The organism is Tsuneonella flava, assembly GCF_002870965.1.
In the GTDB taxonomy this organism is placed as follows: Bacteria; Pseudomonadota; Alphaproteobacteria; order Sphingomonadales; family Sphingomonadaceae; genus Tsuneonella; species Tsuneonella flava.
Map to the genome: position 1 here is coordinate 1 of NZ_PHSO01000009.1, position 16,700 is coordinate 16,700.

General features: G+C 59.5%; 7 protein-coding genes. 6 read left to right on the plus strand and 1 reads right to left on the minus strand.

Annotated features, from left to right (window positions below; genetic code table 11):
- Positions 1–16 precede the first annotated feature (16 nt).
- The 5 genes from CV013_RS13620 to bamE all read left to right on the plus strand — a co-directional run bounded on the left by CV013_RS13620 (position 17) and on the right by bamE (position 12,876).
- Positions 17–7,525 carry a VCBS domain-containing protein gene (locus CV013_RS13620; protein ID WP_232806605.1) on the plus strand — a complete coding sequence of 2,503 codons (7,509 nt, stop codon included), beginning with the start codon at positions 17–19 and terminating at the stop codon, positions 7,523–7,525.
- A 117-nt stretch (positions 7,526–7,642) separates the two neighbouring features.
- Positions 7,643–8,965, plus strand: coding sequence for a TolC family outer membrane protein (locus CV013_RS13625; RefSeq protein WP_123640016.1), 1,323 nt, complete (start codon positions 7,643–7,645; stop codon positions 8,963–8,965).
- A complete protein-coding gene (locus CV013_RS13630) occupies positions 8,962–11,178 on the plus strand; it encodes a type I secretion system permease/ATPase (protein WP_102156257.1) in 2,217 nt (738 codons plus the stop codon). The genes CV013_RS13625 and CV013_RS13630 overlap by 4 nt, the downstream gene beginning before the upstream one ends.
- Entirely contained in the window at positions 11,175–12,416 is a 1,242-nt protein-coding gene (locus tag CV013_RS13635) for an HlyD family efflux transporter periplasmic adaptor subunit (protein ID WP_223805398.1), read from the plus strand. Before CV013_RS13630 ends, CV013_RS13635 begins: the two co-directional genes overlap by 4 nt.
- A gap of 22 nt (positions 12,417–12,438) precedes the next feature.
- Complete coding sequence (gene bamE / locus CV013_RS13640) at positions 12,439–12,876, plus strand: outer membrane protein assembly factor BamE domain-containing protein (RefSeq protein WP_102156258.1); 438 nt, start codon at positions 12,439–12,441, stop codon at positions 12,874–12,876.
- 47 nt (positions 12,877–12,923) lie between these two features.
- On the opposite strand, the gene CV013_RS13645 is transcribed toward bamE, so the two are convergent.
- On the minus strand, positions 12,924–14,444 hold the full coding sequence (locus tag CV013_RS13645; RefSeq protein WP_102156259.1) for a CpaF family protein: 1,521 nt from the start codon (positions 14,442–14,444) through the stop codon (positions 12,924–12,926).
- A gap of 346 nt (positions 14,445–14,790) precedes the next feature.
- Here CV013_RS13645 and glmS point away from each other — a divergent pair, with 346 nt between their 5' ends.
- Complete coding sequence (gene glmS / locus CV013_RS13650; RefSeq protein WP_102156260.1) at positions 14,791–16,614, plus strand: glutamine--fructose-6-phosphate transaminase (isomerizing); 1,824 nt, start codon at positions 14,791–14,793, stop codon at positions 16,612–16,614.
- Positions 16,615–16,700 lie beyond the last annotated feature (86 nt).

Here is a 16,700-nt window from a genome sequence, read left to right on the forward strand (position 1 = left end):
GCCGGTCAGCGGCAATGTGCTGACCAACGACAGCGATCCCGATGGCGATACGCTGAGTGTGACGAGCTTTACGGTGGCTGGCGACTCCGCCACCCATGCCGCAGGCGATACCGTGACCATTGCCGGTGTCGGCACGATCACCATTGGCAGCACCGGTGCCTATACCTTCACGCCCGATGCCAACTGGAACGGCACGGTGCCGACGATCACCTATACCGTCAGCGATGGCGAGGGCGGCAGCGATACTGCCGATCTCGATATCGTGGTCGATCCGGTGACCGATCTCACCGCGGCTGACGACAGCGCGACGACCGACGAAGACACGCCGGTCAACGGCAGCGTCGCAGGCAACGACAGCACGACCAGCGGCGGCACACTGACGTTCGAGAAAGCCAGCGATCCGTCGCACGGCGCGGTCGTATTCAACCCGGACGGGACATATACCTATACCCCGAATCCCAACTACAATGGGCCGGACAGCTTCACCTATACCGTGACCGATCCGGCATCGGGCGAAACGCTGACCCGCACGGTCGATATCACGGTGAACCCGATCAACGATGCACCGACGATTACGGGTAGTGATCAGTCTGGAGCTGTGACCGAAGCGGGCAACCTCGACGATGGCACTCCGACGGCAGGCACGCCCGATGCAGAGGGGCAATTCCTCGCCAGCGATGTCGAAGCCGACACGTTGACATGGAGTGTCACCGGAACGCCCGATACGACTTATGGCCAGTTCAGCATCGATGCGTCGACTGGCGCGTGGACCTATGAACTGAACAACGCGCTGCCTGCAACGCAGGCGCTCAACGAAGGCGATAGCGTAGAACTGACCTATACGGTTCAGGTCAGTGATGGAAATGGCGGCACAACAACGCGCGATGTCGTCATCACTGTTACGGGCACGAATGACGTGCCCGTTGCCGCTGCCGATACCGATGCCGTGACGGAATCGGGTGTCCTCGACGGAGGCAACATCGCGACTGCCGGGGTCGATACCGCTAATGGCAATGTCCTGACCAACGACAGCGATGTCGACGCTGGTGAAACGGCGACTTTGACGGTCAGCGAAGTGGGCTTCGGCAGTACGCCTGGCACAGTCGGCTCAAGCCTGTCGGGCACTTACGGCACCCTGATGCTCTCCTCGAACGGCAATTATGTTTACTCGCTGGATAACATCAATTCTGACACGCAGGCTCTGAAGCAGGGGCAGTCGGTAACGGAAACATTCACTTACACCGTAGTGGATGCAAATGGCGCCTCAGACACCAGTACGCTGACGATAACTGTCACGGGCACGAACGATCGCCCGGTCATCACATCCGATGCTGCTGCCGCGACCGGTGCGGTTATTGAGGCGGGGACCGGCGTAGGCGGCGACGCCACCGCAACCGGAACTCTGATGGCATCCGATGTCGATACCGATGCGACGCAGACGTGGAGCATCGCGACCACCAACGGAACATACGGCACGATTTCAATCAATCCGTCCACCGGCGACTGGACCTATACCCTCGACGATACGCGTGCGGCGACGCAGGCGCTGAACAATAACGATATCGGAACCGACACCTTCACTGCCCGCGTCACCGATGAATTCGGCGCCTATCGCGAACAGGTTATTACTATCAAGGTCACCGGGTCCAACGACGACCTGGCGGGGACGGAAGAGAACGCTACCGTGCCGCTGAACGAAGACAGCACGGCCAGCGGATCCTTGCAAAGTTATGTCTCCGATGTGGACGACGTGATTAAACTCACTGGCTTCAGAGTCGATGCCAATGGCGATGATATAGCGGAAGACTATCTGCCGGGTGCGACGGTCTCGCTTACCGATGTGGACGGAAATCCGCGCGGTACGCTGACGATTGCCGAAAATGGCGACTACACGTTTACTCCGGCGACGAACTATTCCGGCACGGTTCCGACAGTGTCCTACACGATGGCGGAAACCACCGGTGGTTCGGGAACCGTGTCGCAAACCATCGAATTCGAGATCACGCCGGTTGCCGATGCACCGACGATGGAAGCGAACAAGACAGTCAATACGACTGAAGACACAGCGCAATCGCTGGGTCTGGTCGTGCCGGGGATTACCGACAGCGGCACCGGAACGGTCAATGGCGACAATCCGGAACGTTTGGGCGAAATCACGCTGACGATCGGCGGTCCGGGGGCCAGCGATGTCACCCTGTCCACCGGTGCGACTGTGCTGACGCCGGTGGGCGGTCAGATCACAATCGTTCTGACCGATGTGGACCATGTCTCCAGCGTGCCGGCAGAAAATAACGCGTCGGGTATTTATTACCTTACGTCCACCGAATATGCGGCGCTGGTCGCCAATCCGACACCGGAAAGCGGGCAGGATTTCACCGTTACGGTGAGCGCCACCAGCTACGAAGTCGATGGCAGCGGTGCGATTCTGACGGGCGTCGCCGGGGCCACCAGCACGCAGGTTATCGATGTCGATGTTCTGGCTGTAACCGATGGCGCGACACTGACGATTGACGGTGGCAACAGCGTCAACATCGACAGTTCAGAGGATACGGTGATCGATCTGTCCGGGCGGTTTGCGGTGGCGCGTATCGATAGCGATGGCGCATCCGGCACCGACAACGACGGAAGCGAGCAGCATTGGTACGAAGTGTCGGGACTGCCGAACGGAACAGTGGTGACCATCAATGGTGTGGCCACAACGATCAGTTCGGGAACCCCGGTTGCGATATCTGCGGCCTCCAATTCACTCTCCGCACCTACAATCACGATCAATCCGCCGCGCAATTTCAGCGGCAATCTGGAAGACGTGAGTATCACCCTCAAATCGCGTGATACGGACGGCGATTCTACCGGTACTATCGATACTGTTACCAGTTCGGTCGATCTCAACCTGTATATCGCACCGGTCGCGGGCGATGTGACGGCCAGCAATGTCACCACTGCGGAAGACACCGCTGTGGCGTTCCTTGCAGGGGTCCGCGTAACAGACACCGGATCGAGTGCGGGCAGTGAAGTGATCGATTCAGTCGCGTTCACTGTACCGACCGGCTGGGTAGTTACGCCGCCGACCAGTTCTGCCGGGTGGACATACGATCTCACCGGCAATGCAGCCACGATCACATTCGACAGCACACTAACCGAAGCGCAGCGCGAAGCTGTTCTGGATGCGTTTACGATCCAGCCGCCCGCAAACAGCAGTGCGGATACGACGATCGCGCTGTCGATTACCAGCACTGACAGCAACACGATCAACAGTGTGGATGTCAGCGATACCGAAACGGTTAGCCGCAATGTGAAGATTACAGTCACTCCGGTTGCGGAACGGACCGATACCGATAGCGACAATGTCGGCGGCAACGATGTGACGATGATCGACGATCACGCCTATTCGGTCGCCGGCGAGGAAGATGCCTGGTTCGCGCTCGGCACGAATTACACCGGCACGTCGAATACGAGCGGTGGCTACGATCTGGTCACAGGCTGGTCGAATGCCGATGGCGACGAATTTACTTATGCAGTTCTGACACCAACGCTGGCATCCGACACCCCGGCCGATAGTGTGATCGGAACCGAGTTCCGTTATTCTACCGATGGCGGATCGACCTGGATCACGCAGACATACGTGGGTGAACCGATATGGGTCGCTCAACAGTATCTCGATACCTTGCAGGTCAAACTGCCGGCCGATGTGGCAGGAACTCTGACTGTGGGCGTTCAGGCTGGCACTGTCGATTACGATGATGACGCGGATGTCGCCACGGCTCCGCTCAATCCACCGAAAGTCAGCGGTTCGGGTGTGAATGTCGCAGTTAGCGGATCGGCAACGCTCTCGCTTATCAAGTTCGACCCGGTTGCCGATGCGGTGACGATGGCGCTCAATGGCCGTGCTTCCGGTGTGGAAGACAGCACGATTCCGCTGGCCATCAAGACAACCAGTTCGGATGCGTCGGAAACCTTCAATCTGACCATTTCGGACATTCCTGTTGGCGCGACTGTCACTTACGGGACAGGGTCAGGGGCGATGACTTTCCTCTCCGAAACTGGAAAAACCAGTTTCGAAATTACGGATTTCAGCAACAGCACTCCGCTTTCGATTACACCGCCGCTCAACAGCAATGACGATTTTCAGCTCACAGTGAGCGCGGTGTCGGTCGATGGTCCTTCGACATCGGCACCTGTATCGCGGACTATCGATGTTTCGGTGACCGGCGTTGCCGATGTTGCAACGATTACGTTGCCAGTTGTTGAATACACGACGACCGAAGCCGCTCTGGATTCAGGGAATCACCGCACTGCGCTGAGCGATGTGATAACCGGAGTTGCATCGAACGATGGCGACGGTTCGGAAGCTACCACACTGCGGATCACAGGCCTTGCCGAAGACTTCAACGTAGTCGGCGCGACTATGGTGGTGTCGGGCACGGGCGCAGAACGTGTGTGGGTCGTATCGGCCAGCAATCTGGCGAACGTTTCGATTGAAACGCCGCCGAATTACAGCGGGACGGTCGGTTTCAAGGTGGCCGCGGTCACAACAGAAAACGACGGCGATTCCCGCACTGGCGACCTTGTCGATGTGAGCTTTACCGTCACACCTTCGCCCGAAGCAGTGATTACAGACAGTGCTACGCTGGTCGAAGATCAGGTGACCGCGCTTAATCTGGCGATTGTCCAGCAGGGCGGGGATGACAACGAAGCGCTGGGCCAGGTCTATATCGCGCAGAATTATGCCACCGGCGCTGACTACACCCTCTATCTGGGCGGCGTGCCGATCGAAAACGCAGGGTTGGCGACGACCAACATCTCCGGTGTCGAATACTACGTTGTACCGGCCGCGCAGGTGTCGGATCTGGGAGCCCTGGGCGCCGCAAACCTCGATGGAAGTCTCGGTACGCTCGACTTCCTTTACGAGGTTATCGATCCGTCGAACGACGGAACGCTTGCACCTGTGACCGAAACCAAGTCCGGTTCGCTTACATTGTCTGCCAGCCCGGTAACCGATCCAATCGATGCATCGATTACCGGTATCAATCTGACAACGGCGACAGGTTCGACAGCGGACAACGTTGCTGGCGACGATGCCTTGCCCGACACCGCTACAGTCACCGGCAGAGGCGCGGTGGTTGTGAACATGCATGTGGATTCCGCCGATATCGACGGAAGCGAGCATCTGGTGCGTATTCTGATCGATGGTGTTCCCGATGGCGTGACCGTGACCGGCGCGTCGCAAATCGGTGCTGGCAGTTGGTTGCTGGTTTACGAAGCGGGCGACTCAATCTCGATCGGTTCGGGCGGAATAGACGTGCCGGTCGAATTCGTCGTCGGGATCGGCGCGGGCGATGGCACTGCAAATATCTCGATGACTGCGCTGGCGCAGGATCAGGGGCAGTCGCCAAACACACCGGCAGGTATCGAAACCGATTCCGTGTCATGGACGTTGAATACCGATCTCGGCACCGGTGGCGAATTCGCGCCGCCAACTATCGATGATTGGAGTTACAACGGCACGCCCGGTACGGAAGATACCGTCTTTGCTCTGGGCGATGTGATCGATTCCGCTGTGTCCGTTGCGGATACCGGGCTCGATTACAGTTACACCGTCACACTGACCGATCTGCCACCGGGCAGCGTCGTTACCGGAATGACGCTGACAACAATCGGTGGTGTGCCGACATGGACTGCCACGACTACGGTTCCGGCCGGGAGCGACAGTCAGGTGGCGCTCGATGCTCTGTTGGATGGGATCACTGTCACACCTCCGGCAGACAGCAACGACAATAACGCCAGCTTCGCATTCGATGCCAAGCTGATGGCATCTGTCGTCGGCGGGCCGAGTGTTGAGGCTGACGAGCGTGCGGAAATGCCGGTTACTCCGGTGACGGACGAAGCCGCCATTTCCATCGCAGTTGCCGGTGTGGACGAAGGCACCGACAGCGTTGTTGCAACGATTGCAGTCAGCGATCCGGCAGATGGCGCGTTCGGCCAGATCGTGGACGGCAAAGTCTATGTTCAGGTCGCAACCACCAATAATGACGGTGGCACGGTAACCGATGCAGGCGGGCTGGAAGTTCCGCTGACCACTGTGACCGGCGTGGCCGGTGTGCCCGATGGCGATTACTATGTCCTCGATGTCGGCACCGACGGCGGAGCGGTAGAACTCACCTACACCGCCGCGACCGGAGACACGCTGGTTCCGGGCGATGTAACGTTCACGGCTATCGCGCAGACGCAGGAAGTCGGTGCCGCCAATATCGAAACGGCATCGAGTTCCGGCACAGCAGTGGTCGAAATCGCCAACAACGGCGTGACGGTTACCAGTCAGCCCGTCGTAGGTGACGAATCCGATGCCGCTGACAAGACCAATGCGATCGAGTTGAGCGGTCTGTCGGTTGCGCTGAATGACAACGATGGATCGGAAACGATTCAGTCGATCCTGCTGGCGGGCGTGCCGGTCGGGTTCCTGCTCTATGTCGGGAACAGCGCCGGGGACGCGACTCTGGCGGATCAGGCATCGAACGCCGGTGGCGATGGTGTCACCAACACCTGGGTGCTGTCTTCCGACGGGGAATTGCCTCCTTATGTGGCGATCCTGCCTGCGCCAAACTGGAGCGGGACACTATCCGATCTGGCATTGGTAGTGGAATCGGGTGAAACCACTCTGGATACTGTGCGTGTGGACACGGTCCCGCTGGACGTGTTCACTGTGAATGCCGTTGCCAACGGTCTGACCATCGATCCCACTCTGTCTTTCGGTAACGAAGGCAGCATTATCGATCTGAATCTCAACGCTGCGATGGCGGATGCTGTTGCCGCAAGCGCAGCTGTTGCAGATGAGAGCACGGAAACGACTACCCTGCAGCTCACCGGTCTGGGCGAATTCGCGGCGTTTTATATCGGTAGCGACCTGATTGCCGGTGTAACCTATGACTCAGCGACCGACACCTACACCATAACCGGTCTTTCGCAGGACGATCTGGACGATCTCGGCTTCGTTCAGGCTGAATCGGCGCTGGTCGATCAGGATAATACTACTGCGGGTACTCAGATTGAGGTGACGGCGTGGACGGTGGAAAGCGGCAACGGCGCAGAGTCTGCCCATGTCACCGATATGATGACGCTGGCAGTGACCCCCACTATGTCCACGACCGGAAATGACAATCTGATCTGGGATGGTGAGGCGATCAATGGGCGGGCCGGGATCGACACCGTTGCTCTGCGTTATGGCGAAAATCTGGACCATAGCGATCTCGCCAGTCTGTTGCAGAATGTCGAAGTGCTCGATCTGTCGGTTTCCGGCGGCAACAGCATAACCGGCGGCCTTTCGATCTCCGACGTGCTGTCGATCACCGGATCGAACACCGGCACACTGACTATCGAGGGAGATGCGGAAGATTCGGTCGAACTGTCCAGCGCAGACGATTGGACGACCAACGGTATCGTGAACAACGGTCACCTCATTTACACCAGCACATCTTCGGGTGTTTCGCTGTCGATCGACGAGGACATTCATGTGTCTTACGCAGCTTGACGGTGCCAGATACACAGCTCGCCTGCCGCATGTACGACAGGCGAGCTGGCTGAGCGGCGGACAGCCACTGTGATATTTGGTTTGCTTCATTCAGCGCCCGGTTATCGGGTGTTGGCGATGGTCGCGGCCGGGGGATTGCCTCTGGCCGCTACTGTGCCTGCCGACGCACAAATCGCGTCGCCTGCCGAACCGATGGATATGACTCAGGCCGTTCAGGCGGCGGTGCGCGTGCATCCGAGCATCCGCGGGGCACGTGCTCAGGAACGACAGGCAGCTGAAGGAGTGGAGGCGGCAAAGGCAGGATATCGCCCGCAAGTCACCGGGGGCGTTGAAAGCCAGATCAATACTTACCGCAACAGCAGCTACGATTCTCGCTACGTCTATACCGCCACGCTCAATGCATCGCAGATGCTGTACGATTTCGGTAAGGTCGCCGGGGCAAAGAGACAGGCGCAAGCGGGCGTTCGGGCAAGCGAAGCGCAAGTTCAGCTCGCGATGGACGAGATTATCGCCAGAACCGCGCAGGCGTGGGTCGATGCGCGCACGCAGCAAACGCTGGTGCAGATCGCCCGCGAGCAACTGGATGCTGTAACGTATATCAGGGGGCTGGTGCGGGAGCGGGTCGAGAAAGGTGCGACTTCGCGGTCCGATCTCGAACAGGCCAATTCTCGCCTCGATTCACTGCAATCGATGCTTCTTGCTGCGGAGGCGGACGCGCAGCGGGCCCGTCTCACACTGATGCATCTGACCGGGCAGATCGCGCCGGTGGCGATCAAAGGCGACATCCCTGCTTTCCTGCAAAACGAAGCGTGCGAGGTGACTGCCGATGCCGATACCCCCGCCGTGCGCGTAGCGGAGGCGCAGCTCGACGATGCTCAGGCGCAGCTCGATATCGCTAAGGCGGAACGCCTGCCGACTGTGTCGCTCGATGGCAGCGTGGGATACGCGCTGACTAACGGATCGCGCCTGTATGGCGAATACCGGACCACGGGCCAGTTCGGCGTGAACTTTTCGATGCCACTGTATCAGGGCGGCGCGGCCGGCGCACGGGAGCGCGGGGCGGAGTACCAGTTGCGCGCCTACGAAGACGCTGTTCGTCAGGCCCGGCTGGAAGAACGGCAAGGCCTGGCCGATGCACGGGCGCAGGCAGCGGGATGGGCATCGCGGGCACCTGTCATGGAAACCCGCGTGAACAGTATCGACGCCACCCGCGATCTCTATCGGCAGCAGTATCTGGAGCTGGGCACGCGATCGCTGCTCGATCTGCTGAACGCGGAACAGGAATATTACAGCGCCCGCGTCGATCAGGCACAGGGTCTGTATGCCCAATATCGGCTGGCGGTGCAGTGCCTCTATCACAGCGACAGGTTACGTAGCGCGTTTGGAGTGGATCAGGCATCCGTTGAACCGGCGCCCGATTTTGTGGGGCCAGTTCAATGACGGCAAACGATACTTCGGTGCAGCAACGGCTGCAGTCGGGATGGCGCGACGCGGTGCTGGTTTCTGCCGCGCACTTCCAGATCAACGCCTCTGCCGAACATATCCGGCTGGCCTCGCAGTGGAACGATGGTGCGTCGATCGAAGATCAGGCGCGTGAAATGGCGCGGCAAGCGGGGTTGTCGTTGCAGATGGTGCGCCCGCGGCTGGCGGACCTGACTTCATGGCGCCTGCCAGTGGTCCTTCAGCTCGATGGCGGTCAAGTCGCTGTCGTCACCGCTGTCAGGGATGGCGAACTGACTCTGGCGATGACCGGCGAAGATGGGGCAGGTGCCACACATAGTGTCGAGGACCTGCAACCGCATGTCGAAGCGATGGCACAGCTGCGCCCTTTGCGTTCTGCGCGCGATACCCGTGTGGACGAATATATCGCGCCGGTAGAGGACAACTGGCTCCGCAAGCTGGTGCTGGTCGACTGGCGGCCATACGCGCATATTCTGGTCGCTTCGCTGGTGGCCAATCTGATGGCGCTGGCGGGCGTTCTGTTTTCGATGCAGGTCTATGACCGTGTGGTTCCGGCGCAATCGATGCCGACGCTATATGTGCTGTCTGCCGGTGTGCTGCTGTCGCTGATTTTTGCATGGGTCATGCGCGATGCGCGGATGCGTATCACGGACCTGTTGGGCAAGCGCGCCGATCTGCGGATCTCGGACCGCGTATTCGGCCATGCTCTGCGGGTGAAGAACAGCGCGCGGCCACGTTCGACCGGTACGTTCATATCGCAGATTCGCGAACTGGAACCGGTGCGCGACATGCTGACATCCACCACGATTGCAGCGGCGGCGGACTTGCCATTCTTCCTGCTGTTTTGCGTGATTTTCTGGTTCATTGCCGGATGGCTGGTGGTGGTGCCGCTGGTTGCGTTTCTCCTGCTGATTATCCCCAGCCTGCTGGCGCAGAAGCGGCTGCGCGATCTGGCGCAGATGGGCATGCGCGAATCTTCGCTCCGTAATGCCATGCTGGTCGAAGCGGTTCAGGGCATCGAAGACATCAAAGTGCTGCAGGCTGAGCAGCGCTTCCAGAACCAGTGGAACCATTACAACGCGATCAACGCAGACTCCGGCCTGCAACTGCGCGACTTGCTCAATCGCCTGAACAACTGGATGCAGACAGTGCAGGGCGCTGCCTTTGCTGTCGTGATCTTCTGCGGCGTGCCATATGTAATGGCCGGGCAGATGAGCACCGGTGTGCTGGTGGCAGCGAGCATTCTGGTCAGCCGTATGCTGGCGCCGCTATCGTCGATCACCACTGTTCTGAACCGCTGGCAGCAAGCGAAGATCGCAGCGCAGTCGCTCGATCAGCTGATGAAACTGCCGGTGGATAATCCGCAGGAAGCGGCAACTGTTCAGCGCCCGGCGATCAAGGGGGATTATCGCCTTGAAGGCGCCGCGTTCAGTTATGACGGGGAAAGCGCGGCGCTGACTGTCGCATCGCTGGAAATCTCTGCGGGCGAACGGATCGCGGTGCTTGGGCGCAATGGTGCCGGCAAATCCACGCTGCTTCAGGCGCTGTCGGGTCTGATGCAACCGGCGGGCGGGTCGGTCCTGCTCGACGGTGTCGATATGGCGCATATCGATCCCGCGGACGTGCGGCGCGATGTTTCGTTGTTGAGCCAGAACGCGCGCCTGTTCCACGGCACATTGCGTGAAAACCTCAAACTTGGCGCACCGCTGGCGAGCGATGAGGATGTCATCGCGGTTCTGAAGGCTGCAGGGGCGTGGCCCTATGTTCAGCGTCTGCCACTGGGGCTGGATCATCCTTTGCAGGAAGGGGGGCTTGGGCTTTCCGGTGGTCAGCGGCAGGGCATTCTGCTGGCGCGGATGTTGTTGCGTAAGCCGCGCGTAATGCTGCTGGACGAGCCGACGGCTGCGATGGACGAAGCGACCGAGCGGGACGTTATTGCCAATTTGCGCCAGGTGTCGGTCGATTCCACGCTGATAATCGCCACACACCGGATGGCAGCGATCGATGCGGTGGACCGGATCATCGTCGTCGATGGCGGCGCTATCGCGATGGATGGCCCGAAGGATGCTGTGCTTAACCGGCTGCGCGCCAACGCTGCCCCATCGCCAGAAAAACAACCGGGCGACAAGCCTGTGCCGACACGATTGGTGGTGCGTCCGCGGGCGCGTTCCGATTCAGGAGAATCGGCATGACAACGGGCGCCGGGTTAAAAGCCATGATGGGTCTTGGGGGCGATGGCAGCAGCGATCGCCGGGGCGAAGCATTGCCCGATCTGGCCGATCTGGATGAAATGCGCGCCACCCGCTCCACGCAGGTCATCTGGCTGGTCGCGCTGTTCCTAGCGGCGTTCTTTGCGTGGGCGTGGTTTTTCGAAATCGATGAAGTTTCCAGCGGTTCGGGCAAAGTGATCCCCAGTTCGCGCGATCAGGTAATTCAATCGCTGGAAGGCGGCATTCTTTCGAAGCTGAACGTGCGGGAGGGCCAGATCGTTGAGAAGGGCACCGTGCTCGCTCAGCTCGATCCGACCCGTGGCGAATCGAGTGTCGAAGAAACAGCCGCTCGCTATCGCGCCGCGCTCGCTGCACGTGCCCGGCTTGAGGCCGAGGTAGCCGGACGTTCGCAGATTGCGTTCCCGGCGGAACTGAAGGACTGGCCCGAACTAAAGTCGGCTGAAACCGCGCTGTTTCAGTCGCGCCGTGCCAGCCTGAACGAAACAGTCAGCGGGCTGACGCAGGCGTTGACGCTGGCGCGGCGCGAACTGGGCATCAATCAGTCGCTGATCGCATCAGGCGCCGCGAGCAATATCGAAGTGATCCGCTTGCAACGACAGGTCGCCGATCTCGAACTGAAGCTATCGGAAGCGCGCGCGCAATACATGGTCAAAAGCCGCGAGGATTTTGCAAAGGCCGATGCCGATGTGAAATCGCTGCAGTCGGTGGTGCGCGGGCGCGAAGACATGCTGGATCGCACCACGCTGATCGCTCCGTTGCGGGCGATCGTGAAAAGCCTCGATGTCACCACCATTGGTGGCGTTGTCGCTCCTGGCGGCTCGATCATGACACTGGTGCCGGTAGGCGACCAATTGCTGGTGGAAACGCGGATTTCCCCGCGCGACATCGCCTTCATCCATCCCGGCCAGAGTGCTTTGGTGAAAGTGACGGCTTACGATTATTCGATCTACGGCGGGCTGGAAGGCAAAGTCGAAACGATTGCACCCGATACCCTGCGCGACGAAGTGAAGCCTGAGATCGTATATTACCGTGTGCTGGTTCGCACCAATTCCGATGCGCTGGTGACGCAGGCGGGCAAGCGTCTGCCGATTACGCCCGGCATGGTAACCACCACCGACATTCGCACCGGTCGCAAGACCGTGTGGGATTACCTCACCAAACCCCTGAACAAAACTCGCGAGGCGCTGCGTGAGCGCTGAGACAATCAGAAAGGACTCTGTCATGAACAAGGTCATCAGAACAGCGGCCTCCGCATCGCTGCTGGCATTCCTCTTCGCTGGCGCTGCGCCGGTGTTGGCGCAAAGCAACCCTGTCGATCCGGTGAGCAACCCCAAAGCGCTCAATTATGATGACGTGGGCGTGCTTCCCAAAGAAATGAACCCGCCGTTCGTGCGTCGCGGTCAGGTGATCGAACCGAGCCAGCTGGACGGGATCAAGCCCGGTGTGACGCGGGACGCGGTGCGCGCTGCTCTGGGCGATCCGGTGCGGACCAATGGCGCGGTATCATGGGATTATGACGTGCAGTTCAAGATGCCGGAATCGGAAAACTACCTTGTCTGCCAATACAAAATCGTATTCGGAGCGGACGAACTGGTGAGCGAAATGGTGTGGCGCCGTCGGCAGTGCATGGAGCTTGCTCAGCCGACAGCCGTAGGCTGATCGCGCCGGGCACCGGGTGCAAGCATACTTTTATGGGGGCGCTGCCTTTAAAGGCACGCCTCCAGATAAGCCTGATCGAAACCGAACTGGCGCGCTTTTTCCAGAGTATAGGGACGCAGACCGCTGGGGCGGAACTCGCCGAGGATCTTACCGTCCTCGCTTTCGTCCAGATATTCGAATTTGAACAGTTCCTGCGTCACGATCACATCGCCTTCCATCCCGATCACTTCGGTGATGTTGGTGGTGCGACGCGAACCGTCACGCAGGCGCTTTACCTGAACGATCAGATCGACCGATTCCGCGATCTGGCGACTGATGGCTTCCTTGGGAATCTTGATGTCGCCCATCAGGATCATGTTTTCCATACGGCCAAGACATTCGCGCGGGCTGTTGGCGTGAAGCGTACACATCGAACCATCGTGGCCGGTGTTCATCGCGGCCAGCAGATCGAAACATTCCGCACCACGAATTTCGCCCAGGATAATGCGGTCCGGGCGCATACGCAGAGCGTTCTTCACCAGATCGCCAATGGTAATCGCGCCTTGCCCTTCAAGGTTCGGCGGGCGGGTTTCCAGCGGCAACCAGTGCGGCTGTTGCAGGCGCAGTTCCGCCGCGTCTTCGATCGTCAGCACGCGCTCGCCTGGATCGATCATTTTCGACAGGGCGTTGAGCATGGTCGTCTTACCCGAACCCGTACCGCCCGAAATCACTATGTTCATGCGGCAGGCACCGGCGATTTTCAGCGCGGTGGCCATCTTGTCGCTCATCGAACCGAAGTCCCTGAGCATATCGATGGTGATCGGCTTTTCGGAGAACTTACGAATCGAGATCGCAGTTCCCCGCAAGCTGAGCGGCGGTACGATCACGTTCACACGGCTGCCGTCTTTCAAGCGGGCGTCTGCCAGCGGTGTGGTCTGGTCGACACGGCGACCGACCTGGTTCACGATACGCTGTGCGATCTGGAACAGGTGCTGTTCATCGCGGAACCGGATCGGCGCGATAACAAGCTTGCCCTTTTTTTCGATGTAGGTCTGATCGGGGCCGTTGACCATGATGTCCGAAACGTCAGGGTCGTTAAGCAGCTCTTCCAGCGGACCGAAGCCGAGCAGTTCGTCGATCAGCACTTTTTCCAGCGCGAACTGTTCGCGCCGGTTCAGCGTGACCTTCAGCTCGGCCAGCACTTCCATGATGATTGGGCGGAATTCTTCCGACAGCTCTTCCTTGCTGAGCGAAGCGGCCGCTTCGGGATCGACGCGTTCCAGCAGGCGCGGCAGCACCTGTTCCTTGATCTTGTGAACGCTCGCTTCGAAGCCCGTGGCGGTGTGGGTCGATTCGTGCACCGCATTGGCGCGATCGGCCAGCCGGGCCATCGCGTCGCCTTTGTTCGGGTGGTTGTCCAGCGCGTTGCCCGCGTCAGGGTTTTCGCCTGGCAATGGGGGAAATTGTTCGCCGCCGCGATCCTTCTGCGGGATTTCCGGCCCTCCACGCATGGGACGCGCAACGCCGAATGTCGGGCGGCCGCCCGATTGCAATCCGCCTGGACCATTTTTCCGTCCGAATGCGCTCATTCCATACCCCCTGGGCGATCCAATTCGTTGTGGCGATTGTCTGACGCCATCGTTACGCGTCATGGCAAAGCAGCCCTCTCGAAGTTTGGTGAATAAAAGGGAAACCTTGCCGTTTTCCTAAGATTGGAGCGAAATGGGCGGACAAATGCAGTAAGGGGTGCCGTCAGGTTCTTGCGACGCCCTTGCATCGTCGCATCGCAAGTACGAAGTTGGTGCACTTTGGTCGCCAGGCGGGCTTGCCCGACGCAACAAATCCAGCCAAATCGGCGCAGCAACCGAATAGAAGGAAATCTGCGACATCGCGTGTTTGCGGATGTTCCGATCACATTGAAGGGCGTTGAAATTTATGTGCGGCATTATCGGTATCGTCGGTAAGGAAGCAGTGGCTGATCGATTGGTCGATGGGCTGCGCCGAATGGAATACCGCGGGTATGATAGTGCCGGCGTCTGCACGATGGACGGTGGCCAGCTCATTCGCCGCCGGGCACAGGGCAAACTGGCCAATCTGGTTAAGGAACTGGCTGCCAACCCTGCACCCGGCACCATTGGCATCGCGCATACCCGTTGGGCGACCCACGGAGCACCGACTGAAAACAATGCACACCCCCATGCGACCGAGCAGGTTGCGCTGGTCCACAATGGTATCATCGAAAACTACAAGCAGTTGCGCGATGAACTGGTGGCTGCCGGGCGCATTCTGGAAAGCGAGACCGATAGCGAAGTGGTCGCGCATCTGGTCAGTCAGCAGGTCGAAAACGGCGCGTCTCCGCAAGATGCGGTGAAGGCGGTTCTGCCGCGCCTGCGCGGGGCATTCGCGCTGGCAATGGCGTTTCGCGACTACCCCGATATGCTGATCGGCGCACGCTTAGGGTCGCCGCTGGTGCTGGGGTATGGGGAAGGGGAAACCTACCTCGGTTCCGATGCGCTGGCGCTGGCCCCGTTGACGCAGAAGATCGCGTATCTCGAAGAAGGTGACTGGGCGGTGGTGACCCGCGATGGCGCGCAGGTGTACGATGCCGATAACAACCTCGTCGACCGGGAGATAACTACCTCGGGCGCGTCGGCAGCGGCTGTGGAGAAAGGCAATTATCGCCACTTCATGCAGAAGGAGATTTTCGAACAGCCTACTGTCGTGGCGCAAACGCTGGCCAGCTATATCCACCGCGCGGATAACACTGTGGCTCTGCCGCAAGTGGATTTCGATCTCTCGACGGTTAAGCGCATCACTATCGTGGCATGTGGTACGTCGTATTACGCTGGGATGGTTGCGAAATACTGGTTCGAAACATTCGCACGTGTGCCGGTGGATATCGATGTCGCCAGTGAGTTTCGTTATCGCGAACCCGTGCTGGAAGAGGGTGGTCTGGCACTGTTCATTTCGCAAAGCGGTGAAACAGCCGACACGCTCGCTGCATTGCGCCATTGTAAGGCGGAAGGGCAGACCATCGGTGTCGTAGTCAACGTGCCGACCAGTTCGATGGCGCGCGAAGCGGATCTGTTGCTGCCTACCCATGCCGGCCCGGAAATCGGAGTGGCGAGCACCAAGGCGTTCACCTGCCAGCTCGCTGTACTGGCCGCGCTGGCCGCGCACCTCGCGGTGAAGAAAGGGCGGATGGACCGGGCGGAAGAGCAAGAGGTGGTTCGTCACCTGCTCGAAGCGCCTGCCGCGCTCAACGCTGCGCTCGATTTTGACGACGATATCGCCAGCATGGCGCATCTGATCGCTCCTGCGCGTGACGTGCTCTATCTGGGCCGCGGTCCCGATTATCCGCTGGCGTTGGAGGGCGCGCTTAAGCTCAAGGAAATCAGCTATATCCACGCGGAAGGCTATGCGAGCGGGGAAATGAAGCACGGGCCGATCGCGTTGATCGACGAATCGGTGCCGGTAATTGTGCTCGCGCCTTCCGGTCCGCTGTTCGAAAAAACTGTGTCGAACATGCAGGAAGTGCGCGCACGGGGCGGTAAGATCGTGTTGATTTCGGATGAGGAAGGGCTGGCTGAGGCAGGCGACGGATGTCTGGCGACGATCGCTATGCCCAAAGTCCATCCGCTGATTGCGCCGCTGGTCTATGCCGTGCCGGTTCAGTTGCTTGCTTATCATGTCGCTTGTGCCAAAGGCACAGATGTCGATCAGCCGCGAAATCTGGCAAAATCCGTAACCGTGGAATAGCTTTGTTTATGAGGCAGTTGTATGGTTAACGAATGACCGGGGCGATATGATTTAGTCTTTCTTTTCGAAGGTTTACCACGCCCTAA

Excerpts from the sequence above, each read along its gene's own strand:
- bamE (WP_102156258.1), top strand. The coding sequence starts at position 12,439 with ATGAACAAGGTCATCAGAACAGCGGCCTCCGCATCGCTGCTGGCATTC.
- CV013_RS13625 (WP_123640016.1), top strand. The coding sequence starts at position 7,643 with ATGGTCGCGGCCGGGGGATTGCCTCTGGCCGCTACTGTGCCTGCCGAC.
- CV013_RS13635 (WP_223805398.1), top strand. The coding sequence starts at position 11,175 with ATGACAACGGGCGCCGGGTTAAAAGCCATGATGGGTCTTGGGGGCGAT.
- glmS (WP_102156260.1), top strand. The coding sequence starts at position 14,791 with ATGTGCGGCATTATCGGTATCGTCGGTAAGGAAGCAGTGGCTGATCGA.
- CV013_RS13645 (WP_102156259.1), bottom strand. The coding sequence starts at position 14,444 with ATGAGCGCATTCGGACGGAAAAATGGTCCAGGCGGATTGCAATCGGGC.
- CV013_RS13630 (WP_102156257.1), top strand. The coding sequence starts at position 8,962 with ATGACGGCAAACGATACTTCGGTGCAGCAACGGCTGCAGTCGGGATGG.